Annotated in this window: 21 protein-coding genes, 1 tRNA gene and 2 pseudogenes; 7 read left to right on the top strand and 17 right to left on the bottom strand. The window is 54.4% G+C overall.

What is annotated here, in order from left to right; translation table 11 throughout:
- Window positions 1-8: 8 nt before the first annotated feature.
- Window positions 9-788, bottom strand: a complete 780-nt coding sequence (locus ABOC21_RS14710; protein ID WP_426815084.1) for an SDR family oxidoreductase — start codon at window positions 786-788, stop codon at window positions 9-11.
- On the bottom strand, window positions 788-1,099 hold the full coding sequence (locus tag ABOC21_RS14705; protein WP_426815083.1) for a nuclear transport factor 2 family protein: 312 nt from the start codon (window positions 1,097-1,099) through the stop codon (window positions 788-790). Before ABOC21_RS14705 ends, ABOC21_RS14710 begins: the two co-directional genes overlap by 1 nt.
- A 99-nt stretch (window positions 1,100-1,198) precedes the next feature.
- Here ABOC21_RS14705 and ABOC21_RS14700 point away from each other — a divergent pair, with 99 nt between their 5' ends.
- On the top strand, window positions 1,199-2,116 hold the full coding sequence (locus ABOC21_RS14700) for a LysR family transcriptional regulator (RefSeq protein ID WP_426815082.1): 918 nt from the start codon (window positions 1,199-1,201) through the stop codon (window positions 2,114-2,116).
- Window positions 2,117-2,122: 6 nt separating this feature from the next.
- Here ABOC21_RS14700 and purB read toward each other — a convergent pair whose 3' ends face one another.
- The 6 genes from purB to rluE all read right to left on the bottom strand — a co-directional run bounded on the left by purB (window position 2,123) and on the right by rluE (window position 6,904).
- Window positions 2,123-3,493 carry an adenylosuccinate lyase gene (gene purB / locus ABOC21_RS14695; protein ID WP_426815081.1) on the bottom strand — a complete coding sequence of 457 codons (1,371 nt, stop codon included), beginning with the start codon at window positions 3,491-3,493 and terminating at the stop codon, window positions 2,123-2,125.
- Between the two features lie 3 nt (window positions 3,494-3,496).
- A complete protein-coding gene (gene hflD, locus ABOC21_RS14690; protein WP_426815080.1) occupies window positions 3,497-4,138 on the bottom strand; it encodes a high frequency lysogenization protein HflD in 642 nt (213 codons plus the stop codon).
- A gap of 58 nt (window positions 4,139-4,196) precedes the next feature.
- Window positions 4,197-5,303, bottom strand: coding sequence for a tRNA 2-thiouridine(34) synthase MnmA (mnmA, locus tag ABOC21_RS14685; protein ID WP_426815079.1), 1,107 nt, complete (start codon window positions 5,301-5,303; stop codon window positions 4,197-4,199).
- A gap of 151 nt (window positions 5,304-5,454) precedes the next feature.
- On the bottom strand, window positions 5,455-5,901 hold the full coding sequence (locus tag ABOC21_RS14680; RefSeq protein WP_426815078.1) for an NUDIX domain-containing protein: 447 nt from the start codon (window positions 5,899-5,901) through the stop codon (window positions 5,455-5,457).
- 11 nt (window positions 5,902-5,912) lie between these two features.
- Window positions 5,913-6,242, bottom strand: a complete 330-nt coding sequence (locus ABOC21_RS14675; protein WP_426815077.1) for a lysozyme inhibitor LprI family protein — start codon at window positions 6,240-6,242, stop codon at window positions 5,913-5,915.
- Window positions 6,239-6,904 (bottom strand): 23S rRNA pseudouridine(2457) synthase RluE, encoded by a 666-nt coding sequence (gene rluE / locus ABOC21_RS14670; protein ID WP_426815076.1) that lies wholly within the window; start codon window positions 6,902-6,904, stop codon window positions 6,239-6,241. Before rluE ends, ABOC21_RS14675 begins: the two co-directional genes overlap by 4 nt.
- 234 nt (window positions 6,905-7,138) lie before the next feature.
- On the opposite strand from rluE, the gene icd reads away from it, so the two are divergent.
- Complete coding sequence (gene icd / locus ABOC21_RS14665) at window positions 7,139-8,389, top strand: NADP-dependent isocitrate dehydrogenase (RefSeq protein WP_426815075.1); 1,251 nt, start codon at window positions 7,139-7,141, stop codon at window positions 8,387-8,389.
- A gap of 1,066 nt (window positions 8,390-9,455) precedes the next feature.
- Here icd and ABOC21_RS14660 read toward each other — a convergent pair.
- Window positions 9,456-10,300 (bottom strand): IS5 family transposase gene (locus tag ABOC21_RS14660; RefSeq protein ID WP_426812222.1). Its coding sequence is split into 2 segments (ribosomal slippage): window positions 9,456-9,955 and window positions 9,955-10,300, totalling 846 coding nucleotides; the frame shifts between segments, so codons are not numbered across the junction.
- A gap of 208 nt (window positions 10,301-10,508) precedes the next feature.
- On the opposite strand from ABOC21_RS14660, the gene ABOC21_RS14655 reads away from it, so the two are divergent.
- Both ABOC21_RS14655 and ABOC21_RS14650 read left to right on the top strand, forming a co-directional pair.
- Window positions 10,509-10,589 (top strand) — tRNA-His (locus ABOC21_RS14655).
- 700 nt (window positions 10,590-11,289) lie between these two features.
- Window positions 11,290-11,694, top strand: a pseudogene (locus tag ABOC21_RS14650) (NlpC/P60 family protein); the annotation flags it as partial.
- A gap of 300 nt (window positions 11,695-11,994) precedes the next feature.
- Here the strand turns inward: ABOC21_RS14650 and ABOC21_RS14645 are convergent.
- Both ABOC21_RS14645 and ABOC21_RS14640 read right to left on the bottom strand, forming a co-directional pair.
- Window positions 11,995-12,201: a hypothetical protein gene (locus ABOC21_RS14645; protein ID WP_426815074.1), complete on the bottom strand. Its 207-nt coding sequence runs from the start codon at window positions 12,199-12,201 to the stop codon at window positions 11,995-11,997.
- Window positions 12,202-12,461: 260 nt separating this feature from the next.
- Complete coding sequence (locus tag ABOC21_RS14640; protein WP_426815073.1) at window positions 12,462-12,995, bottom strand: hypothetical protein; 534 nt, start codon at window positions 12,993-12,995, stop codon at window positions 12,462-12,464.
- A gap of 733 nt (window positions 12,996-13,728) precedes the next feature.
- On the opposite strand from ABOC21_RS14640, the gene tnpA reads away from it, so the two are divergent.
- Window positions 13,729-14,157 carry an IS200/IS605 family transposase gene (tnpA, locus tag ABOC21_RS14635; RefSeq protein WP_426812394.1) on the top strand — a complete coding sequence of 143 codons (429 nt, stop codon included), beginning with the start codon at window positions 13,729-13,731 and terminating at the stop codon, window positions 14,155-14,157.
- A 638-nt stretch (window positions 14,158-14,795) separates the two neighbouring features.
- Here tnpA and iraP read toward each other — a convergent pair.
- The 4 genes from iraP to ABOC21_RS14615 form a co-directional block, all read right to left on the bottom strand.
- A complete protein-coding gene (gene iraP / locus ABOC21_RS14630; RefSeq protein WP_426815072.1) occupies window positions 14,796-15,107 on the bottom strand; it encodes an anti-adapter protein IraP in 312 nt (103 codons plus the stop codon).
- Window positions 15,108-15,447: 340 nt separating this feature from the next.
- The gene (locus tag ABOC21_RS14625) at window positions 15,448-16,479 is read right to left on the bottom strand and encodes a methionine synthase (RefSeq protein ID WP_426815071.1); all 1,032 of its coding nucleotides are present in this window, start codon (window positions 16,477-16,479) and stop codon (window positions 15,448-15,450) included.
- Window positions 16,480-16,502: 23 nt separating this feature from the next.
- Window positions 16,503-17,483, bottom strand: a complete 981-nt coding sequence (locus ABOC21_RS14620) for a DUF1852 domain-containing protein (protein WP_426815500.1) — start codon at window positions 17,481-17,483, stop codon at window positions 16,503-16,505.
- A gap of 278 nt (window positions 17,484-17,761) precedes the next feature.
- Window positions 17,762-18,265 (bottom strand): glyoxalase superfamily protein, encoded by a 504-nt coding sequence (locus tag ABOC21_RS14615; protein WP_426815070.1) that lies wholly within the window; start codon window positions 18,263-18,265, stop codon window positions 17,762-17,764.
- 310 nt (window positions 18,266-18,575) lie between these two features.
- Here ABOC21_RS14615 and ABOC21_RS14610 point away from each other — a divergent pair.
- A pseudogene (locus tag ABOC21_RS14610) lies at window positions 18,576-19,116 on the top strand (DUF2058 domain-containing protein).
- Between the two features lie 156 nt (window positions 19,117-19,272).
- Here the strand turns inward: ABOC21_RS14610 and ABOC21_RS14605 are convergent.
- Both ABOC21_RS14605 and ABOC21_RS14600 read right to left on the bottom strand, forming a co-directional pair.
- A complete protein-coding gene (locus ABOC21_RS14605) occupies window positions 19,273-19,755 on the bottom strand; it encodes a cold-shock protein (protein WP_426815069.1) in 483 nt (160 codons plus the stop codon).
- Between the two features lie 191 nt (window positions 19,756-19,946).
- The gene (locus tag ABOC21_RS14600; protein WP_426815068.1) at window positions 19,947-21,002 is read right to left on the bottom strand and encodes an SDR family oxidoreductase; all 1,056 of its coding nucleotides are present in this window, start codon (window positions 21,000-21,002) and stop codon (window positions 19,947-19,949) included.
- 114 nt (window positions 21,003-21,116) lie between these two features.
- Here ABOC21_RS14600 and ABOC21_RS14595 point away from each other — a divergent pair, with 114 nt between their 5' ends.
- Entirely contained in the window at window positions 21,117-22,046 is a 930-nt protein-coding gene (locus ABOC21_RS14595; RefSeq protein ID WP_426815067.1) for a LysR family transcriptional regulator, read from the top strand.
- The last annotated feature ends 3 nt before the right edge of the window (window positions 22,047-22,049 follow it).

Here is a 22,049-nt window from a genome sequence, read left to right as displayed (position 1 = left end):
GCGCGGGCTTATACAGTTGGGATGGTGCCGCCGTCAATAACGTACTCGGCGCCGGTGATGGCGCTGGCGCGGTCGGAGGCCAGAAAAGCGATCAGATTGGCTATCTCATCTGGCCGGCACGGCCTGCCGAGCGGAATGCCGCCGAGGGCGTCCATGATGATCTTTTGTCCGCCGGCGTAGTCAGTCCCCGCCTGCGCCGCCAGACGGTTGGCTAAGCCGACGGCGGCTTCGGTTTCAATCCAGCCAGGGGAGACGCTAAGAACGCGCACGCCTGCCGGGGAAACCTCCTTGGATAGGCTTTTGCTGTATACCGACAGCGCGGCTTTGGCGGCGGCGTAGGCGGTGGTCGCTTCCGGTAGCGGTAGCGTCCGCTGAATGGATGAGACGTGAATTATCACCCCGGACTTCCTTTCGACCATCGCCGGCAGCAGCAGCCGATCCAGGCGCACCGCCGGAAACAGATTAAGCGCCAGCTCCCGCTGCCACTGCGCCTCGTCCAGCGCGGCAAAGCCGCCCGCCGGGGCTGAAGAGCCTCCCAGCATATGCACGATAATATCGACGGCCCCCAACTGCTCCTGTACGCGCTTTGCCAACAGGGTGCAGCCCGCCTCCTCGCTCAGATCGGCGCTGACGAAGAGCGCCTCAGAGGGCTCGGCGGGCGGATGGCGAGCGCAGGTTAACACCCGCGCGCCGAGCTGGCTGAACAGCGCGACGGTGGCGGCGCCCGCGCCTTTGGTTCCGGAAGTGATCAGCACGCGTTTTCCGCTGAAGGTCAGAAAATCAGCCATTATTTAATCTCCAGGCGGGCGATGTGCGCATCCGCCAGCTGAAAGCGGTAATCGAGCACCACCGGGCTGCCGGGGAAATTACCGCTCACTTTAGCGCGCACCGTCACGATATCGTCCCGGCTCAGGGCTTCGAAAGGTTCGGCAATAAACTGATATTGCGCTCTTGCCGCGATCCGCCATGCCCGAATGGCCTGGCGCCCGCTGTAGGTATGGCCCTCATCGCGAACCACGGCGTCAGCGGTAAACGCTTCGGCAATCGTATCCGCATCCTGGGCGGTGAAAAAAAGCTGTACGGCTGCTGGTATATCCATCGTAAACTCCGGCAATTAAATGGCCTGCTTACTGTAAGAACTCTTTATAATTTAAACAATTGGGCCCAACCGGGATGCCACAATGAAGGAATCGGGATAATGTCGCGTATTGCGCTTACGGATTTAGATGCTGTTATGGCGATTGCCCGCCGGGGAACGTTTCGCGCGGCGGCCGTTGAGCTCGGGGTGTCGACCACCGCGCTGAGTCACGCCGTCGCCAAATTTGAGGCCAGCCTCGGCGTGCGGCTATTTAATCGGACATCGCGCAGCGTGGCGTTGACCGATGCCGGGCAGCTGTTCATCGCGCGGATGGGCCCCTCGCTGCAGGGCGTTCACGACGCGCTGACAGAGGTTCGTTCGCGGCGGGAGACCCCGTCGGGCGTGCTGCGGATAAACGCGCCGCCGTTTGCCGGGCGCGCGATTCTGACGCCGCTGGTGCTGGAGTTCCTGCGTCGCTATCCGGAGATGCACGTCGATCTGGTGACCGAGGGGCGACTGATTGATATCGTCGCCGAGGGGTTTGATATCGGCGTTCGCGTCGCGCATTTGATCCCCAATGACATGATCGCGCTCTCCCTCGGGCAGCCGCAGCGCTATGCGGTGGTCGCCTCGCCGGGCTATCTGGCCAACCGCGAGGCGCCGCGCGAGCCGGCGGATCTGCAAAATCATCCCTGCATTCGCGTGCGGCTGCCCGACGGCTCTCTCTATCGCTGGCATCTGGAAAAGCAGGGGGAGGTGGTCCATCCGCAGATCGAGGGTCCGCTGACCCTGGACGAGGCTTCGCTGGCCCGCGCGGCGGTGCTTGAAAACGTCGGGATCGGTTTTTTTCTTGAGCAGAACGTTGCCGAGGATATTGCCGCCGGGCGGCTGGTGCGGCTGCTATCGGACTGGACGCCGCCGTTTCCGGGGCTGTGTCTTTACTATCCCGGAAGGCGTAATCCCTCTGCCGGGCTGGCCGCTTTTCTGGCGCTGGCGCGCGAGGTGGCAAAACCCTCTTCCCCTGGGGCAAGAGGGTAGCGGGGCTTACTTCAGCTCATCAACCATTGTGGCCGCGCGGCCGATGTAGTTGGCCGGCGTCATGGCCTTGAGGCGCACTTTTTCGTCTTCCGGCAGCGGCAGACCATCGATGAACTGCTGCATGCCTTCGGCGTCCACGCGCTTGCCGCGGGTCAGCTCTTTCAGCTTCTCGTACGGCTTTTCGATTCCGTAGCGGCGCATCACGGTCTGAATCGGCTCGGCCAGCACTTCCCAGTTGTGATCCAGCTCGTCGAGCAGGCGATCGCCGTTGAGCTCCAGCTTGCCGACGCCTTTCAGGGTCGACTGGTAGGCGATCAGGGAGTAGCCGATACCGACGCCGAGGTTACGCAGGACGGTGGAGTCGGTCAGATCGCGCTGCCAGCGGGAGACCGGCAGCTTGTTTGCCAGGTGCTGCATCATGGCGTTAGCCAGGCCCAGGTTGCCTTCGGAGTTTTCGAAGTCGATAGGGTTCACTTTATGCGGCATGGTGGAAGAGCCGATTTCGCCGGCGACGGTTTTCTGTTTGAAGTGGTTGAGCGCGATGTAGCCCCACACGTCGCGATCGAAATCGATCAGAATGGTGTTGAAGCGCGCCATGCAGTCGAACAGCTCGGCGATATAGTCGTGCGGCTCGATCTGCGTGGTGTACGGGTTCCACTGAATACCCAGCGAGGTGACAAACTCTTCGCTGAACTGGTGCCAGTCAACTTCCGGATAGGCGACGATGTGGGCATTGTAGTTGCCGACCGCTCCGTTAATTTTACCGAGGATCTCGACCTGATTCAGCTGGCGATACTGACGCTCCATGCGGTAAGCGACGTTAGCCATCTCTTTCCCCATGGTGGACGGCGTTGCCGGCTGGCCGTGAGTGCGGGAGAGCAGCGGCACGTCGCGGTACTGGGTGGCGAGGTTTTTGATCGCGTCAATCATCTGCCGCCAGTAGGGCAGGATCACTTCGTCGCGGGCGGTTTTCAGCATCAGCGCGTGGGACAGGTTGTTGATGTCCTCGGAGGTGCAGGCGAAGTGAATGAATTCGGAAACCGCGTGCAGCTCGGCAACGTCGGCCACTTTTTCCTTGAGGAAATACTCTACCGCTTTCACGTCGTGGTTGGTGGTGCGCTCGATGGTTTTAATACGCTGCGCATCTTCGACGCTGAAATCGGCAACGATTTTATCAAGGAAACCGATTGCGTCAGCAGCAAAAGCAGGAACTTCCTTGATCGCTGCGTGCGCGGCTAATTTTTGCAGCCAGCGTACTTCTACCTGAACACGGAACTTCAGCAGACCGAATTCGCTGAAGATACCGCGCAGCGCGCTGACTTTATCGCCGTAGCGTCCATCGACAGGGGAAACGGCGGTCAGTGAGGATAATTCCATAGATCATAACTCCGGGGTTAAATGAGCAAGAATTTGTTTTGCCTGGTTAACCAGACGATTACGAGAAAACATGAGCTGCAGACGTCCGCCGCCTACCTGGTGCCACAGCACCGCCGCGCGGATGCCGGCCAGCAGCGAGGCGCGAACCTTCGCCTGCACCTGCGGGCTCTGCAGCACGGCGGGAGAGCCGGTGACCTGAATGCGCGGCCCCAGCGGGCTGATAACGTCAACGTAGATGCCCGCCATGGCGCTAAGCAGGGTTTCGGACTGCAGATCGAAATGTTCCAGCTGGCGGTGCAGGCCGGCGATGCGGTTGCCGAGGGTATCCATGGCGCCTTTGCCTGCGGCAAGCTTACGTTCAAGCACCATCATGCTGAGAGTGTAGCGGGTCAGCTCGGCGTTCAGCCCCTGGCGGTTGCCGGTATTCAGAACGCCGAGCAGGGTTTCAAGCCCGAGGCGAAGATTGGCTTCACTGCTACCGAACACCGCCAGCGTTGAATCCGGGTTGCGGTCGATGATGCTGTTCAGCGAGACGTGCAGGGCGTCGCTATCGCAATGCCCCTGGTGCGCCAGCTGCTGAACCAGACGGGCTGCCTGGCAAACGCCAGCCAGCGCCAGCGTGATGTCATAGTAATTCTTCGCCACAGGTACTCCTTGTAAGCCGCCGCTGGCTAATTCAGCTATCGGCGGTAAAAACCGTCTGTCAGGCCTGCAGCGGCAGACGCTGTTCGATAACGCCGCCGCCGAGGCACACTTCGCCGCTGTAGAACACCGCCGACTGGCCCGGCGTCACCGCCGCAACCGGCTCGTCGAAGATGACTTCGATGCGCTCGTCGTCCAGCGCCTTCACGGTGCAGGGGATATCGGTCTGGCGATAGCGGGTTTTCACCGTACAGCGCAGGGTGCCTTTCAGCGGCTCGCGATCGACCCAGTGCAGCTGCTGGGCAATCAGCCCCACCGACATCAGGCGCGGATGGTCGTGACCCTGGGCCACCACCAGAATATTTTTCTCGACGTCTTTATCGACGACGTACCACGGATCTTCGCTACCCTCTTTGGTTCCGCCGATGCCGAGGCCCTTACGCTGGCCGAGGGTATGGTACATCAGCCCCTGATGTTCGCCGATTTCCTCGCCGTCTACGGTGAGGATTTTACCCGGCTGAGCGGGCAGGTAGCGGCCAAGGAATTCGCGGAACTTGCGTTCGCCGATAAAGCAGATGCCGGTCGAGTCTTTTTTCTTCGCGGTGATGAGATCCAGCTCTTCGGCGATTTTGCGTACCTGCGGCTTTTCCAGCTCGCCCACCGGGAACAGGCTCTGGGCAATCTGCTCGTGGCCGAGGGTGTAGAGGAAGTAGCTCTGGTCTTTGTTGCCGTCGAGCCCGCGCAGCAGCTGGCTTTTGCCGTTAACGTCGGCGCGGCGCACGTAGTGGCCGGTGGCGATATAGTCGGCGCCAAGATCTTCCGCCGCGAATTCGAGGAAGGCTTTAAATTTGATCTCTTTATTGCACAGAATATCCGGGTTCGGCGTGCGTCCGGCTTTATATTCAGCCAGGAACAGCTCAAACACGTTGTCCCAGTATTCGGCGGCAAAGTTTACGGTGTGAAGCTCAATGCCGAGCTTATCGCAGACGGCCTGAGCGTCGGCGAGATCGGCAGCGGCTGTGCAGTATTCCTCACCATCGTCTTCTTCCCAGTTCTTCATGAACAGGCCTTCGACCTTGTAGCCTTGCTGGACAAGCAGCCAGGCGGAAACCGAGGAGTCGACGCCGCCGGACATGCCGACGATCACTTTTTTTGGATTTTCTGACATTGGAATACTCACCACATTGAACTTCAAGGCGGCATATTCTAGCACGCAGTCGCGGCTCAGGCACCCCCTCTTGCGCGCCGCTGCGCGGGTCGGACTTATCGTCGGAGGGGCTAGCTGCGAGATCCGGGAGCGTTGGCCCCCGTTTTGCCTGTTAAAACGGCCAGTTAAAGGCCCCGATCAGCGACAGCGGGTGGCGTGGATCGCGCTGATAGCTGCGGATACTTTCCGCTACCAGCTGAGAGCGCAGGTTGGGCGCATTGAGAATTTCCTCGGCGCTTAGCCACAGGCAGCGGTCGATGTCGCTATCGTGCGGCTCGGTAGCGCACGTATCGTCAAGCTCGATGGCGAACAGAAAGCGCAGAAACGGCGTGCGGTCCGGGGCGATCCACTGATGCAGGCGGATAAAGTGCTGCACAGTGGCGCGGATCCCGGTCTCTTCCCAGAGTTCACGCTCTGCGGCCTGGACCAGGGTTTCATCCGCTTCCAGGTGGCCTGCGGGCTGGTTCCACAGCGCTTTGCCGTTGATAGTCTCCTCAACGACCAGAAATTTGCCTTTTGCGTGAACCACGCAGGCGACGGTGACGTGCGGCTTGAACATAGGCATCCTTATTAAAGCGGCTTATTAATGCTGGCGTATATCTCATCCAGCTGTTTCAGACGCTGGTCGTAGGCTTGCGTCAGGCAGGAGAGGTTTCCGCCGCACTGCTGGCGTTGTTTGAGCCAGCTTTGCTGCGCATCCTGAATGGCGCCGCGTCCGCCCATGGCGAACAGTCCTTTCAGAAACTGGTATTTAGTTGCCATTTCGACATCTTTATCGTTTAGCGAGAGATGGGCGCAAATGGCCTTTTCATCCGCCGCCCTGGCCTGCTGGCAATCAAAGCTCGCCGCGCCGGCGGCGAATGGGCTAAGCAGGATGAGGGCAAGGATCGGTCGCTTCATGGTTTGTTCTCCTGGGGGATCTCCCGCCACTGGCCGTTGTTCAGGCCGTCGAGAGTATAGTCGCCCATGGCGTAGCGAATCAGGCGCAGCGTGGGGTAGCCCACGTGCGCGGTCATGCGCCGTACCTGACGGTTGCGGCCCTCGTAGAGGGTGATTTTCAGCCAGCGGGTGGGGATCGCCTTGCGTTCGCGGATCGGGGGATTGCGCGCCCATAGCCAGTCGGGTTCCGCCACCGTTTCAACTCCGGCGGGCAGGGTGGGTCCGTCGTTAAGTGTGACACCGTCACGCAGCGCGGCCAGCGCCTCTGGCGTCGGTTCGCCTTCAACCTGGACGTAGTAAATTTTACCGGTGCGTTTGCCCGGCTGGGTGAGCCGCGCCTGCAGCGCGCCGTCGTTAGTTAACACCAGCAGCCCTTCGCTATCGCGATCAAGGCGGCCCGCCGCGTAGACGCCGGAGTGCGGAATAAAATCTTTTAGCGTGCTGCGCCCGGCTTCGTCGGTAAACTGCGGCAACACATCGTAGGGTTTATTAAACAAGATCACGCGGGTTGGTTGGCGTTCTTTGCGTTGTCTGGTGACTTGTTGTGAGCTGAATCGCTCAACGCGATGTTTTCTAAATGAAGTTTTCTGCATGGTATTTTCAGGCCCCGTCAATTGCCGCATTATAGCCTAATTACGAATGCCTTTCATGGACGCAAACATTCAGGTAGTATTGACGTGCTCATCACAATTTTTTAACAAAAATATTGCTCAAACTGATTCGCGCTACTAAGAAGGCGGCACGGACGCGAATCTCCGCTTAGCGGGATCTCCCGGTAGCGGAGTGGGCGGATAAAGCCAACGCTCGGTTAGTGTGAAAAGGAAGAGCAGAACCAGAAGCGCTCGAAGGAGAGGTTAATGGAAAGCAAAGTAGTAGTTCCGGCGGAAGGTCAAAAAATCACCCTGAAAGATGGCAAGCTGAACGTCCCTAATAACCCGATTATCCCGTTTATCGAGGGTGATGGTATCGGTGTTGACGTGACCCCGGCGATGCTGAAAGTGGTGGATGCCGCCGTTGAGAAAGCCTATAAAGGCGAGCGTAAAATTTCCTGGATGGAAGTTTACACCGGCGAAAAATCGACCCAGGTTTATGGCCAGGACGTCTGGCTGCCTGCCGAAACTCTTGATCTGATTCGTGACTATCGTGTTGCTATCAAAGGCCCTCTGACGACGCCAGTTGGCGGCGGTATCCGTTCTCTGAACGTTGCCCTGCGCCAGGAGCTGGACCTTTACGTCTGCCTGCGCCCGGTACGCTACTATCAGGGTACGCCGAGCCCGGTTAAGCATCCTGAACTGACCGATATGGTTATCTTCCGTGAAAACTCAGAAGATATCTACGCGGGCATCGAATGGAAAGCGGACTCCGCTGAAGCCGAAAAAGTGATCAAATTCCTGCGCGATGAGATGGGCGTGAAGAAAATTCGCTTCCCGGAACATTGCGGCATCGGCATCAAGCCGTGCTCCGAAGAAGGCACCAAACGCCTGGTTCGCGCGGCTATCGAATATGTCATCACCAATGACCGCGATTCGCTGACTCTGGTACACAAAGGCAACATCATGAAGTTCACCGAAGGTGCCTTTAAAGACTGGGGCTACGAGCTGATTCGTGAAGAATTCTGCGGCGAACTGATTGACGGCGGCCCGTGGCAGAAGGTTAAAAACCCGAATACAGGGAAAGAGATCATCATCAAAGACGTGATCGCTGACGCCTTCCTGCAGCAGATCCTGCTGCGTCCGGCCGAGTATGACGTTATTGCCTGTATGAACCTGAACGGCGACTACATCTCTGACGCCCTGGCGGCGCAGGTTGGCGGTATCGGTATTGCTCCGGGCGCAAACATCGGCGACGAGTGCGCGCTGTTTGAAGCGACCCACGGTACTGCGCCGAAATATGCCGGCCAGGACAAAGTGAACCCGGGTTCCATTATCCTCTCCGCTGAGATGATGCTGCGCCACCTGCAGTGGTTCGAAGCCGCAGACCTGATCGTTAAAGGCACCGAAGGCGCTATCGCCGCTAAGACCGTGACCTATGACTTTGAACGTCTGATGGAAGGCGCTAAACTGCTGAAATGTAGCGAGTTTGGCGACGCGATTATCGCGAACATGTAATCCAGCCTCTGGGTTAAACAATAACGGGAGCCTGTGCGCTCCCGTTTTTTATATATCGCGAAATTCTTCTGCAAAACTGGTCACAAATACGGCTGGCTTAAATTGCAATAACAATAAAAAGCCATTCTTTGCCAGGGTGACCATTATATTTGTTTGCCTGGGAATGATTTTTATGTCCCAGAAGATGCTGAGTATTAATTACATGCTCGAGATAGAGTCGCTCGGCTAATGAACGCTGCTCATTAAAAGTAGGCGGCGTTCCATTTTCCCAGGCGAGGCCAGATTTATCTCTGGTGCTGCTAAAACCTGAAGTAATGGTTTTATCTGCTACCGGGTCACCTCGTTTTGCCTGCGAGGATGTATGGTGGTGGTGAATAACAAACTTACTGAGGATCTTGTCCCAGCACCGGGAAATTATATCTTCAAGAGTTAACCCTATAGCATCACACCGAAGAGACTGCTGGATCCAATTTTAATTGCTGAGTATGGAGGTATCCATCCCAGATGTCGGCTGAATTGCATTCTGGCTATACCTCCCAACCTTTGGCCGATTACCAGTGAATAGCATGGAGTTCTACACATACCCTGACATGCTGGTGGCTGTGTCAAATATGACTCGCCATTCCTCCAGGTTAAGTCGTTTCCTCTGGACTTTGTTACGTGGTATTTTGGTTGCCAGCGCAGAATTAAATCCCGGTGGAACTTCTCCCGCGTGTAGGACTTCCTTATAGACATCAAGCAGCACCATTCGCACAATTTGAGCCATGCGGTTTTGACCACGCTCAAGGGTCGCTACGGCCTTCAGGGCATCAGTCTCTGCGATGTCTGCAGATTCGACAGACAGTAGTTTAGGTTTGCTTGAGCCGGCATTCCAGATGGCGACGGTTTCAAAGACGTCAACACAGAATGTATCGAGCGGCGTGAGAGGTAATCCCGGTCAATCCTCGCAGACCTTAGGTTTGAAATAGTCACCGATATGTGCGGGAAATTGTTCGGCTAATCCAAATATATGAGCTCACTGGTGTAACATCCCATGATGTTTCGTCCTGACATTAGGCTGTGTCCCTTAATTACATAACCTCTTGTAAAACAATCGGATGCAACCCAGTTTCACCATCGCCAGATAATTCCTCGCCGTTTTGTCGTAACGTGTGGCAATGCGGCGGTATTCTTTCAGGCGACCAAAGCACCTCTCAACAACATTGCGATTGCGGTAGGCTTCACGATCGAGTGGTGAACGACCATCTGTGGCCATTTTTTCATTGGATTTACGCGGGATGACAACTTTTATCCCTCTTCTTTTCAGTTCGTTACGTAACGCATGTCCGGAGTAGGCTTTATCAGCCAGTACTGCATGACCACGGCGCTTGATACTTCCGTTCTGGCGCTGAACACCGATACCGTCCAGAAGACGTTGTGCAAACTGGCTTTCGTGAGCCTGACCGGGACTCAGTACGATGTTTAACGGCAGACCACTTCCGTCTGTCGCCAGATGAATTTTGGTGCCAAAACCACCGCGAGAGCGACCCAGCCCATTATCTCCGGTGATATCGGGTTGTTTTTTTGCGCACCGGCAGCACATTTCAGCGCCCGGATATTGCTGCCATCCAGTGCAGTGGCCGACCAGTCCACGAGGCCATGTGCATCCAGAGCTGAAAGTAACTTGTTGAAAATAATGTTAATCACACCCGATTTTGACCATCGGTTAAAGCGGTTATAAACGGTCTTCCATGGGCCGTACCGTTCAGGTAAATCACGCCATGGTGCACCTGAACACAGCACCCAGAACATGCCGTTGATGATCATACGATGCTCCGCCCACGGACGCCCGGCCTGTGGAGAGGCAGACGCTGCTGGCAGAAAGGGTTGGATGATAGTCCATGCTTCATCGGGAATGTCGTAGCGAGCCATAGTTTAATATGTTGTGGAAACAGACAGTTACTATAGCTCAGGTGATTACGGGACACAGCCGTATCACACCTATATTTGAGCCCATGCTAATGCGTGGTATTTTTCATTTGTGCCGCCAGAACGTTAATCACTCTGTGCTTGTCGTATTTAGGTGTACAAAATACAGGGTTGAATACGGGTATTCATGGCGATATCCTTATCGTCCATTCCGCCATTAGCTCAGCCAGGCAAGAGCATTGCTTTGTGACAGGAAGTAGGGGCCGGGGTTCGAGGCCCCGATGGCGGACCAGTCTATCTAATCTTCGCCATTTCTCTCTGATAGTCCGGATACCTGATGATAATATGGCGTCCGTATTTGCTTCTTGCTATATACATGAGGAAGCCGGTCGTTTCATCATGGCACACATGAAGTGTCCACCCCCTTTCGGCCAGACATAACTCAATTGCTGCACATTGATGCATTATCAGGGTGTTGCGGAAAATTTCCCACGGGAAATGAATGGACTGTGATTCGGTTAGCAACGTATACCGAGCAGAATACCGGCTAAGCTGTTTCCTCAGACTGTACATGGCATTCTCGCCGAAAAAAAGCCCACAGTGGGGAGTTGTAGGGCTGCAAATTATGCAATAAATCATTAAGGATCCAGAATGTCTGTCTACCGGATACGGAGATGATAGCTATTCTCATTTGTCATGTAAACAACCTTTCGAAACATAGTGATATGCTGTTTGGGAATTATTGATTCACGATGGGTTATCTTCTTCTGCGTTGTGGTGAATCCCCCTATGCGGCGGGGTAAATCAGACTGAATTTCAGTCATCACTACATGCGAGTCACGGCGGCTGTCCAATAGCTCACCGGGAGGCACCTGGCACCACGATAACGCCAGTGTAGGTTTGAATCTACCGACGCACGCACTCTGGACGTGTAGGACTCTAAATAATGCCAACGGGGACTGCAGGGAAGCAGGCCTGCATTCCTTTCTGCCGATATCCGGACAATTTACCCGCGGGGTGAGCTGCCGCTTATCGGGCGCCCGTTTGTGCTGAGGCGTTACGACGGTTACGGGCTGGTGATGAGTTATTTCCGGCAGACGTACGGCATTGAGCTGGCGGATCGCCGGCTGGATTATCCCTGGTGGGAAGGGGCGAATCCGGAACACCTCTATCGCGATCGCGGGTACGAATGTGGTTTCCGGGAGTTCAGCGGCCCGCCGAAGCCGGGCGATATGGCCATCATGCAGGTGCAGGCGAACAAGTGGAACCATGCGGGGATTTTGCTGGAAGGCAATATGCTGCTGCACCACCTGTACGGCCATCTCAGCCAGCGAACCCCTTATGGTGGTTACTGGCAGGACCGGACGATGAAGATTGTGCGTCACAAATCATTGTAGCGTCATGTGCTGAAACATTTCATGGAGGAAAACTACAGTTTGATGGCTCAGCACCTTCGACTACATTTTTTGCTGACGATATTGCTGGAGCGGCACAAATAAAAGTTTCGTTTAATTATGGGCAAAAAAATCCCCTCGACTATCCAGTGAGGGGAAAAGTTTACGAATAATGGGTTCACAATGCTAACTACATCACCTGTTTGTATCCACACAAACGAGCCCAGTTTAAACGTAAATTATGTTGATAATATGAAGGGTTTTGTTTTAAGAATAATCCTGGATAATTCCAGGTGTCCGGAACTAGTTTCTGTCTTGTACCTTCGCCTTAACCCTTTTTGGTTTTTTGGCTGTCTTCTTAGCTGATGGTTTGGAGGAAGGGACTGCTTTCTTTTTAATATCTTTTTTTACGTTTTTATGCTGGACAGGATCCGCCTGTGATGCGGCCATCGGTGCTGATGAAAAGATTAAAAGCATTGATGCGAAAATTGCTAATGTTATCTCTTTCATTTGTCGTCCTGAAGTGGTTTTGTTAAGTCATAAAACAGTCTGAAAAGACAAACTCTATCTCATTAAAATGATGAAATTATGGAGATGATTTTAAAATGATCGGTGACGGCAATCATAATGTAGATCCTACATGACGCCTCTTATTACATCGCTACTGTATTAATGAGTTGATGGCGACCAATTTCTATTTTAGTATGTGATTAGAATCTGAATAAGGCCGCAAGCTTGCGGCCTAAACATGATTTAGGCTTCGTTTTTTGTCAGAGCTGATTGCCTGCCTGATGATTTTTTTTGGGTATGAACAACCAGGAAAGCAAAGATGTCATTCCTAAAATTAGCCCTCCACATCCTATGTGTGTCAGTAATTCTACCGGTAGTACACTATGGGCTGCTTTTTTACCGATTACAGGGGCATAGAAGAACATAGCAAGCCAGGCAAGGGGATAAAATACGGACAATCCCAAAAGGATGGACGTTATTTTTTTTCTCAAATAGCTCATGTCTGTTAATGCAGTAATGATGACCATGCCCAGTACATAAGCGCCAATTCCACCCGCATGATAATGAGCCCGTTGCACCATCTTCCACATTGTGATGCTATTTTTTTGCGCATTGGGGAAAAGATCGGGATGTAGTGACATACCTGAGTGGATATAATTTTTGAAAAACTCATCGCATACGCCGAACAATATTCCCATGATTATATTCATTAAGAGCATTGAAATGGCGAGTGCAAGGCCGATCTTTACAGGGGAAAGATCGACTCCTGGTTTTATTCCTTTTAGGGGGGTCATAAAAAGCCTTGTTGTGAATACGTGAAAAGATTTATATATTGTTACGAGGTTGTGTTATTCCTACATGCCTGTCATTCCTGGAAAGAGAATCATTCGTATAATCATCCACATTTTATTTAAACGAAGCGTATACGACTGATGTTTATACAAAATACTCTGTCCATTAGTAGTGCGGGGTTATAAAAAATCCTACATCTTGTGTTGTATGTTTCTGTCCATCATGGGTTAGATTGTAAGCATCCCGGTAAAACGAACCATTCACATTTAGAGATTATCCGGCATAATCAATCAGCTAAAGAAGGCCTCCGCCATCAAAAGAGAGAGGGAAGGCCAGCAGGTTTCAGTTTTGCCGAGCTAATTTTCCTTGTCGGGAACAACGTGGATGAGCAAGGGCGCATTCCCGGATGAAACGGAAAGATATTCCGCCGATTTTTCTGACTCAGAGAGCTTGTTGAACAAATCGCGAAACCGGGAGCGAGGCAATGAGTGGGCGATCCGCCGGCAATGCTTTCTGGTAATGGCAACCATATTCACCTCTGAAAGCCGCCCGAAGGCAGCGAGTTAAGACGATGGAGAGCGTGCGTCAGCCGCTGGTATAGCTAACAGTACCACCATAATGCAAATGATAATTAAATCCGGTAAACCCCCCGGCTTTGCCGGGGGACTCCGAAAGGTTTGACCTTTAAGTCAGTCGCGCGAATCTGAAATCTCCGCCAAGAGATGAGGATTCGTGATGAGAGACTATCAGAGCTTAAGCCATACGAAATGGGACTGTAAATATCACGTGGTTTATATCCCTAAACGCCGGAAGCAGCGGTTATATGGTGCGCTGCGGCATGAGTTGGGAAAAATATTCCACGAGCTTGCGAGCCAGAAGGGCTGTCAGATTCTGGAGGGGCATCTGATGCGCGATCATGTCCACATGTGCATCAGCATACCGCCAAAGTACTCGGTATCGACAGTAGTCGGCTATCTGAAGGGAAAAAGTGCGATAGCGATAGCACGACACTTCGGCAGAGGTAAAAACTTCACCGGTGAAGTTTTCTGGGCTCGAGGTTATTTCGTTTCAACCGTTGGTTTGGATGAAGCCACGGTCAGGGCGTACATACGCAACCAGGAGAGAGAAGACGAACGATACGATCAAATGAAACTGAACGTATAGCAGCCGCCCTGGGCGGCTCATGGTTTGTCGGCGCCTTTGAGGCGCTCACCCTAAAGCCTCCGGCTCTGCCGGAGGATACTTACTATTATCAATTGTGACTGGGGCAAAAAAGCCTGTCCTGCACTGTCGGTATCATTGCGGTGGGGGCATCAGCAGTCTGAATAGGGCTGCAGGTTTGCGACCATCGTTTATTTAAACAAAGCGTATGCGGCTGATGTTTATACCAAACACTCTATCCATTAGCCGTGCGGAGTTATAAAAAAGGTTACACCTTGCGTTGCTATTTCTGCTTGTCATTCTATCTGCCGGCGATGGAGGCTGGGTTGGGATATGTCAACCATGGACATTGGCCGGTTGTCAGATGCGCGGTGCAGCCCATAGTCAGGTGACGTTTTCACCAGCGCATGATGAGGCGCCGGCCGGGTGTTTGATGCACGAGTTATCAACGATGCTGCTGTAAAACGGCTCTCGCGAATATTTAACCCAGCCTGTGGGTTAAATAAAAACGGGAGCCAATGAACCCCCGCTTGTATGCGCTGCAGAAACCTTCCGCCGAACTTCCCGCTCGGCGACCGCTGCTGAACCCGCTTCGCCGCGACAGCGGCCAATCGCTCCCTGATGCCTGTGGGCGCTCGCGGTTAACTATCAACGTTCTGCGGGTCTATCTCATCTCCATGAGTGCTAATCAGCTGCGTCAGCGCGATCTGCTCCTGGAATTTTGTCAAAAGAAGCTCGGCGTCCGTTTTCAGAATGTCTTCGGAAGATTCGAGTACGGAATTTATCGCCTTAGAGACGCTGCCGACCAGTTCTGGTACGCCGCCTTCCTTACCGATGGCAAGCATTAAGGCGCTGATCAGTAAAGACTGTGCTTCAACCTGAGCCGCCAGCTGTTTGCTCTGCGCATCCATAGACGAGATTTTCGCGATTATGCTGAGAATGACATTGTTCATGATACTCCTCAAATCAGTAGGGAAAACGGGGCTGCCGATGGCTATCTTCGTTGTTGGTGCGGCGAAATACCCATAGCACATAAATATGCCAGAAAAAATATCGTCAGTGTTAGCGGGGGGAGTGACTTGTGCGAGGGCTGCGCGGATCGCGCCGATGGGATCTGCGCCGGACAGCAGCGGCTGAGAGTATCGGTCACCTACCGGGTGACGGTCATGGCGAGGGGGGCGGGCCTAATCTACCGGCGATAGACCCCGCCTTTAGCGGGAGCGGCGGGTGCCGGCGCGTATCCATATAGACACGCTACCGGCAGGCGCCGTAATGGCGAATAATCTGGCGATGCTACTTGCCTGCCAGCTCGCGGCGAATAATCTCTGCGCCCGCGCTTAAGGCGTTGAGTTTGCCCGTGGCCACCCGGCGAGGCAGGGGAGCCATGCCGCAGTTGGTCGAAGGATAGAGCTTGTCGGCATCGACAAACTGCAGCGCTTTGCGCAGGGTGCCGGCGACTTCTTCCGCCGTCTCAATAGTATGGTTTGCCACGTCGATGGCCCCGACCATCACTTTTTTACCGCGGATCAGCTCAAGCAGATCCATCGGCACGCGCGAGTTGTGGCACTCCAGCGAGATAATATCAATATTAGAGGTCTGCAGTTTAGGGAACGCCTCTTCATATTGGCGCCATTCTGAGCCCAGGGTCTTTTTCCAGTCGGTGTTGGCCTTGATGCCATATCCATAGCAGATATGTACCGCAGTTTCACATTTCAGCCCCTCGATGGCTCGCTCTAACGCGGCGATCCCCCAGTCGTTCACCTCGTCAAAAAAGACGTTAAAGGCGGGCTCATCAAACTGAATAATATCGACGCCGGCCGCTTCCAGCTCTTTCGCTTCCTGGTTGAGAATTTTTGCGAACTCCCAGGCGAGCTTTTCGCGGCTTTTATAGTGGTTATCGTACAGCGTATCGATCATCGTCATCGGGCCAGGCAGGGCCCACTTGATCGGTTGAGCGGTTAGCTGACGTAAAAATCGGGCATCTTCGACGAACACGGGCTTTTGACGCGCCACGGCGCCAACTACCGTCGGCACGCTCGCATCGTAGCGGTTGCGAATTTTAACAACCTCGCGTTTCTCAAAATCTACGCCGCTGAGGTGCTCAATAAACGTGGTGACAAAGTGCTGCCGGGTTTGCTCGCCGTCGCTGACGATGTCAATGCCCGCACGCAGCTGATCCTCCAGGGAGAGACGCAGCGCGTCCTGTTTCCCCTCGACGAGCTCCTCATTGTGCAATTTCCACGGCGACCACAGGGTCTCAGGCTGCGCAAGCCAGGAAGGTTTCGGTAAGCTGCCGGCGGTGGAAGTAGGTAATAATGTTTTCATAATGGATGACCTTTTATTTTCGATTAATCAACGAGGCAGCTAGCAGACCATGGCGCAAGAATATTCTGGTATGGTTTGATGAAATGCTCTTCGGTAAATTTTCCCTGCTCAATTGCCAGACGGCTACGCTCTTCCCGGTCATAAACGATTTTGGTCAATGAATGATCCTGGTTATTCAGGCTGGGCTGATAGTATTGCCCTGCCGCCGAGTTGGCATTGTAAATCTCCGGGCGGTAAATTTTTTGGAAGGTCTCCATCGTGCTGATGGTAGCGATCAGCTCAAGATCGGTGTAATCGCTCAGCAAATCCCCGGTGAAATAAAAGGCCAGAGGCGCCGCGCTATTTTTAGGCATGAAATAGCGAACCGCTAAGCCCATTTTGCCAAAATACTCTTCGGTCAAAGATGAACCATTTTGCTGGTATTCGATGCCTAATACCGGATGCTGGTTGCCGGTCCGCTGATAGGTGTCTTTACTTGAAATACTTAAACAGATGACCGGCGGCTTTTTAAAGTTCTCGGTATACCCGGCGGATCTAACAAACTGTTTAAAAATATTGCCATGCAGGACGCCAAAGTTTTCCGGGATGCTGAACTGCGGCTGGTTCTTATTGTGTTCTAACAGCACGACGCTGAAGTCGTAATCTCTTACGTAGGAGGAGAAGTTATTTCCTACAATACCGTCAAGGCGCTGCTGCGTCTTTTTATCAATAATATTGGTTTTTAAGATTTCGATTGCCGGGAAGGTTTCGCCATTGGCGTCGAGCTTCATTTCGACTGAAATAATTTCAAGTTCGACCGCGTAACGATCGCCTTTAGGGTTATCCCAATGCGCCAGCGTATTGAAACGATTATTAATCATCACCAGGGTATTGCGCAGATTCTGCTGACGGTCTTTCCCTCTGGCTAAATTCGCGAAGTTGGTGGTAATACGCGTATTTTCTGAAGGGTTATAGTTTTCATCGAAAAGCGTGCTCTTAACCGTAAACGTAAAGTCTTTATTCATCGCGATCTTGTATCCCAGGTTCTGACATGAAAACTGAATTTGCGGGGTGATTTTCCAGCAGCGGCTGGTTTTCTCATCCGCCACTCTTCATGTTGTCAATAAGTTAATATTGTGTATTTTATGCCAGAGGCGTTGGATGAGTGAAAGCGACTTAATTTCATTACAACATGAGCCATCTTCATGATCCGGGGTACGGCCGAGGGCATCGTCGCCGCGTACGGCCGAGGATTAAAGATTTCCCCCGCCAATCGACGGGGAAAGGGGCGCTGCGCCGGAGATTAGCTTTCGCAGAAGCGCAGCCGGTTGCCAAAGGGATCGTGAACCTCAAGGGTTTTTCCCCAATCCTGGCGCACGATGTCCGGCCGTCCGTAACCGTAATTTTTGTGCTTTAGCTCATCCCTGAATAATTCAATGTTGCGCATCGGTATAAAAATTGTCGCACCCGGGCTGGCGTCGCCGTGATGTTCAGAGAGGTGCAGCTGCAGGCCGTTTCGGCCGATTCCCATATAAAGAGGAAGGTCTGGCGCAAAGCGGTGTTCAAATTCAACGCTGAAGGCGAGGAAATCCACATAGAATTCGCGCGCCTTGCGCTCGTCAAACATGCGTAAAATCGGGATGCTTTTCTCAAAAGAGACGCCTGCGGGAGCCGCCGGCCGCTCTAACCGTGCCGATGCCGTATTCCAGTCCTTATAGCCCAGCTGCTGCGCGACGATTTCAAGCGCGGAAGTGTGGGGAAGAGTGAGGTTGCGCGACTCCAGCGAGTTGCGCAGTTTTGTGGCCATAACCTTTGCCTGCTCGATCGAAAACATTATTTCTCCTGTCGTCAGGGTATGCTGGCGCTCGCATTACCAAACCCCGATCGTCACAAGATGTGAGCTAAGCAACGTGGGTTAATGACGCGCTTTCACCTTTTCCTTACGGAAGCGAGCGGCGGGCAGCGCGGGCCAAAGAGTAAAGTATATAATCGCCGCCAATGACGCAAGCCCGATGCGGGACGAAAGAAACCCGTCGCCAGCGGCGCCGGCAGCCTGGTACATCGGCAAAATTTACGGGTATAATCCCACGCATTATTCAACGGGTTCAGAAGCGAAAATGACAAAACTTACCTTACAAGAGCAGATGCTAAAAGCGGGTCTGGTGACCAGCAAGAAAATAGCTAAAGTCGAAAGAACGGCCAAAAAATCACGCGTTCAGGCGCGTGAGGCGAGAGAGGCGGTGGAGGAAAACAAAAAGGCGCAGCTTGAGCGCGATAAGCTGCTCAGCGAACAGCAAAAGCAGGCCGCGCTGGCTAAAGAGTACAAAGCGCAGGTGAAGCAGACTGATTGAAATGAATCGAATCAGCGTCGCAAGAGGCAGTATCGATTTTAACTTCACCGATAACAATTTGATTAAAAAAATCGTGGTCGATAAGCCGACCCACGCCCAGCTGATTAGCGGCCGCCTCGCCATCGCGCGCCTGATCGCTGAGGGCAGCGGCGAGAGTGAATACGCGATTATCCCCGCCGTCGTCGCGGATAAAATTGCCCAGCGCGACGCCAGCAGCATTGTCCTAAACAGCGCGCTGAGTCAGGAAGAGCAGGATGAAGACGATCCGTATGCCGACTTCAAAGTGCCTGATGATTTGATGTGGTAAGTCCGCTTTTGCCGCTGTGTCAGATGAAAAATTCTGCTGAATTTTTCATCTGGCTTTTCAGTTCAAGGCGGATAGCTTCTGGCAAACACGGGCCTGGCGCAAAGCGCTGCGCCATGCGCAAACGGGGGCTTTGGTCCAGGGCCCGCCTGCAGGATTTTAGACCTTAAGCATTTTTACCGTGGCATCGACGTCTATTTCATCCTCCGAGAAGATGAGCGTCGTGCCCTGGAAGGTGGTAATCGCCAGCTTCTTCAGCGCGCGCATTTCACCCGGCGCTGTGGCAGTCTTCGGCCGGATACTGCCCATCAGCGCCCCCACGGAGAGCACCGCATTTTCTTTATCAATACGGATATCGGCGGGTACTTCTTCGCTGTAGACCAGGTAAGATTTGATTGACGTGAGCTTAATGCGCTCGCCGGCGATATAGATATATTTGCTTTCCGGGACCACCTTCACCGCATAGGCTGACAGGCCCTTGTTATTGGTCGTGGGCTCAAAAGTCACCGCCGCATCTTTCTTAATCAGCTCCGGATTGGCGACCTTAATCACATGAAAATAGCGGTTATCGCCATTTTCATCTTTGATAAATCCAAAACCTTTATCTTTAAACCAGGTTGTGATTGTTCCGTTCATCGCCATTACCGCCTACTTAATCGTTTATCTACTGAGTTTTTGCAGCGCGCAGTGTAAAACACAATCCCTGCGCAGACTACGTCTTTGCTTTAAGTCTGGATGATAAATTTCAGCTACGCGAGCAGGCGGCGGCCGGCTAACGACGAATCAGCCGCGGCCTGGCTCATTGAGCGCGGATTGACGAGCGCAGGCGTCGTTCAGGGAATGAGCTTCATCTGGCGAAACTGGGTAAACAGCCGATCGAACATCTGCTCGGTTTCACGGTAAACATGGAAGCCGGCGCGGCGTATTTTGCTGCCATCGGCGAACATGTCGTAGTCCCAGCTGAAAACAAAATCGACGAACTCCCAGCCGGTAATTTTGCCAATATCGCTCTCCCTGAGCTGATATTTCGCCGCCATTGTTTGCCAGACGGCCGCTTTATCCGCCATCACCTCCCGCAGCGACATCGGCAGGGGCGGGGCGACCGGCAGATCGAACCAGGCCGCAATCCGGGGCCACATCTCCTGCCAGCGGAACAGATCGCCGTTATTGACGTTGAACGCCTGGTTCTCCGCCGCCTCGCTGGTGGCCGCCCACAGCGTCGCCTGGGCCAGCAGGCCGGAGTCGGTCATCTCAATCAGGCTATGCCAGGCGCCCGGCTTACCGGGGAAGCGCAGCGGAACGTTCAGCTCCTTGCAAATAGCCGCGTAGACCGCCAGCGACAGGGCGAGATTCATCGGATTGCCGGTCGATAGCCCGCCCACGACCGACGGGCGTAACGCCGTCCAGCGCCAGCTTTTCCCGGTCTGCCGCTCCTCCAGCAGCCTCTGCTGGGTAACGTTGAACTCCGGCGGCATATGCCCGGCATCGCTTTCGCGCGCCGGGGTCTTAAACGGGCCAAGATGCGCGCCGTAGACCTTATAGCCCTGCATCAGGCTGACGTGCGCCAGCCCGGGGGACTGCTCGGCGGCGCTGAGCGCGTTATCCAGCATATTGAGGTTCGGCTCAACCAGCCCGGCCCAGCTAGCGGCGTGCTGGTAGGCGGCATAAAACAAATGGCTGACCGGCAGATCCGCCAGCGCCGCCATCGTCGCCTTCCGGTCATGCAGATCCACCGCCAGGTAGCGCACGCCTGGGCGGGAGGCGCCTCCGCGTCGCGACAGCCCGATGACCTGCCAGCCGCAACGCGCCAGCTCATCGATAAGCCTGCTTCCGGCGACGCCGTTGGCGCCGGCCACCGCGGCCAGGCGGGGATGTTGTTGAGTTTTCATACTGAGTTCCTCTGTGCGGGTCGAAAGTGAAACCAGAGCATGATTCATTAGCGATAAAGGCAGAAGAGCGGAATATGTAATAAGATTAATAACAAAATCTTTGAGGTGAAAAGAGTGAACAAGCTCAAAGCGATGGCAGTTTTTATCCGGGTGGCCGAAACCGGCAATCTCTCCGCCGCCGCCCGCAGCCTGGGGCTGACCCAGCCGGCGGTCAGCCAGCAGGTCATGGCCCTCGAACAGAGCCTCGGCGTGGCGTTATTGTTGCGCACCACCCGTTCGGTGACCCTCACCGAGCCGGGGGAGCGCTACTATCAGCAGATCCGTCCGATCCTCGATGCGTTGACGGAAACTGAAGAGACGCTGCTTGAACAGCAGCAGAAGCTTAGCGGAACGCTGCGCGTGCAGGCGCCGACGGGGATTGGTCAGCATCTCCTGACGCCGGTCGTTATCGCCTTTCAGCGGCAAAATCCGCAGCTCAGCGTCGAGCTGATGCTGGAGGACCGGCTTGCCGATGTGGTGAGCGAGGGGGTCGATCTGGCGATCCGCCTCGGAGAGCCCGCTGGCCTCAGCCAGGTCGTCAGACGGCTGGCTAGCGTTCAGCGTGTGCTGGTGGCCGCGCCGCATTATCTGCAGCAGGTGGGGACTCCGGTGCGGCTGTCGGAGCTGGCGCAGCACCGGACGCTGCGCTACAGCGGTCTGGCCGCCGGGGACGACCTGACGCTGGAAGGGCCGGGTGGAACCGAGAGCGTGCGCCTGAACGCGGTTTTCCGCGCCAACAATAGCTTCTCGCTTATTGCCGCTCTGGAAGCGGGAGGCGGCATCGGCGGCATACAGCAGCCGCTGGTGGCTCGGCAGCTGGCGCAGGGAACGCTGATTCAGGTGCTGCCGGACTACCGCTGGCAGCCGCTTGGGCTGTACGCGCTCTATCCCACCCGACGCTTTATTCCGCTGAAGGCGCGAATGCTCACCGAGGCCATTATCAGCGGAATAAGCAACGTCAGCGGAATAGCAATGTCTCCGTCCCTGGGCCCTCGCGAAGAATAGCGG

It is taken from the genome of Klebsiella sp. WOUb02, assembly GCF_050058015.1.
In the GTDB taxonomy this organism is placed as follows: domain Bacteria; phylum Pseudomonadota; class Gammaproteobacteria; order Enterobacterales; family Enterobacteriaceae; genus Klebsiella.
This window is presented reverse-complemented; position numbering and strand designations above follow the sequence as displayed.

Excerpts from the sequence above, each read along its gene's own strand:
- ABOC21_RS14700 (WP_426815082.1), top strand. The coding sequence starts at position 1,199 with ATGTCGCGTATTGCGCTTACGGATTTAGATGCTGTTATGGCGATTGCC.
- ABOC21_RS14620 (WP_426815500.1), bottom strand. The coding sequence starts at position 17,483 with ATGAATAAAGACTTTACGTTTACGGTTAAGAGCACGCTTTTCGATGAA.
- ABOC21_RS14625 (WP_426815071.1), bottom strand. The coding sequence starts at position 16,479 with ATGAAAACATTATTACCTACTTCCACCGCCGGCAGCTTACCGAAACCT.
- purB (WP_426815081.1), bottom strand. The coding sequence starts at position 3,493 with ATGGAATTATCCTCACTGACCGCCGTTTCCCCTGTCGATGGACGCTAC.
- ABOC21_RS14705 (WP_426815083.1), bottom strand. The coding sequence starts at position 1,099 with ATGGATATACCAGCAGCCGTACAGCTTTTTTTCACCGCCCAGGATGCG.
- mnmA (WP_426815079.1), bottom strand. The coding sequence starts at position 5,303 with ATGTCAGAAAATCCAAAAAAAGTGATCGTCGGCATGTCCGGCGGCGTC.
- iraP (WP_426815072.1), bottom strand. The coding sequence starts at position 15,107 with ATGAACAATGTCATTCTCAGCATAATCGCGAAAATCTCGTCTATGGAT.
- ABOC21_RS14600 (WP_426815068.1), bottom strand. The coding sequence starts at position 21,002 with ATGAAAACTCAACAACATCCCCGCCTGGCCGCGGTGGCCGGCGCCAAC.
- tnpA (WP_426812394.1), top strand. The coding sequence starts at position 13,729 with ATGAGAGACTATCAGAGCTTAAGCCATACGAAATGGGACTGTAAATAT.
- ABOC21_RS14710 (WP_426815084.1), bottom strand. The coding sequence starts at position 788 with ATGGCTGATTTTCTGACCTTCAGCGGAAAACGCGTGCTGATCACTTCC.
- ABOC21_RS14605 (WP_426815069.1), bottom strand. The coding sequence starts at position 19,755 with ATGGCGATGAACGGAACAATCACAACCTGGTTTAAAGATAAAGGTTTT.
- ABOC21_RS14680 (WP_426815078.1), bottom strand. The coding sequence starts at position 5,901 with ATGTTCAAGCCGCACGTCACCGTCGCCTGCGTGGTTCACGCAAAAGGC.
- rluE (WP_426815076.1), bottom strand. The coding sequence starts at position 6,904 with ATGCGGCAATTGACGGGGCCTGAAAATACCATGCAGAAAACTTCATTT.
- ABOC21_RS14615 (WP_426815070.1), bottom strand. The coding sequence starts at position 18,265 with ATGGCCACAAAACTGCGCAACTCGCTGGAGTCGCGCAACCTCACTCTT.
- icd (WP_426815075.1), top strand. The coding sequence starts at position 7,139 with ATGGAAAGCAAAGTAGTAGTTCCGGCGGAAGGTCAAAAAATCACCCTG.
- ABOC21_RS14645 (WP_426815074.1), bottom strand. The coding sequence starts at position 12,201 with ATGAAAGAGATAACATTAGCAATTTTCGCATCAATGCTTTTAATCTTT.
- ABOC21_RS14675 (WP_426815077.1), bottom strand. The coding sequence starts at position 6,242 with ATGAAGCGACCGATCCTTGCCCTCATCCTGCTTAGCCCATTCGCCGCC.
- ABOC21_RS14640 (WP_426815073.1), bottom strand. The coding sequence starts at position 12,995 with ATGACCCCCCTAAAAGGAATAAAACCAGGAGTCGATCTTTCCCCTGTA.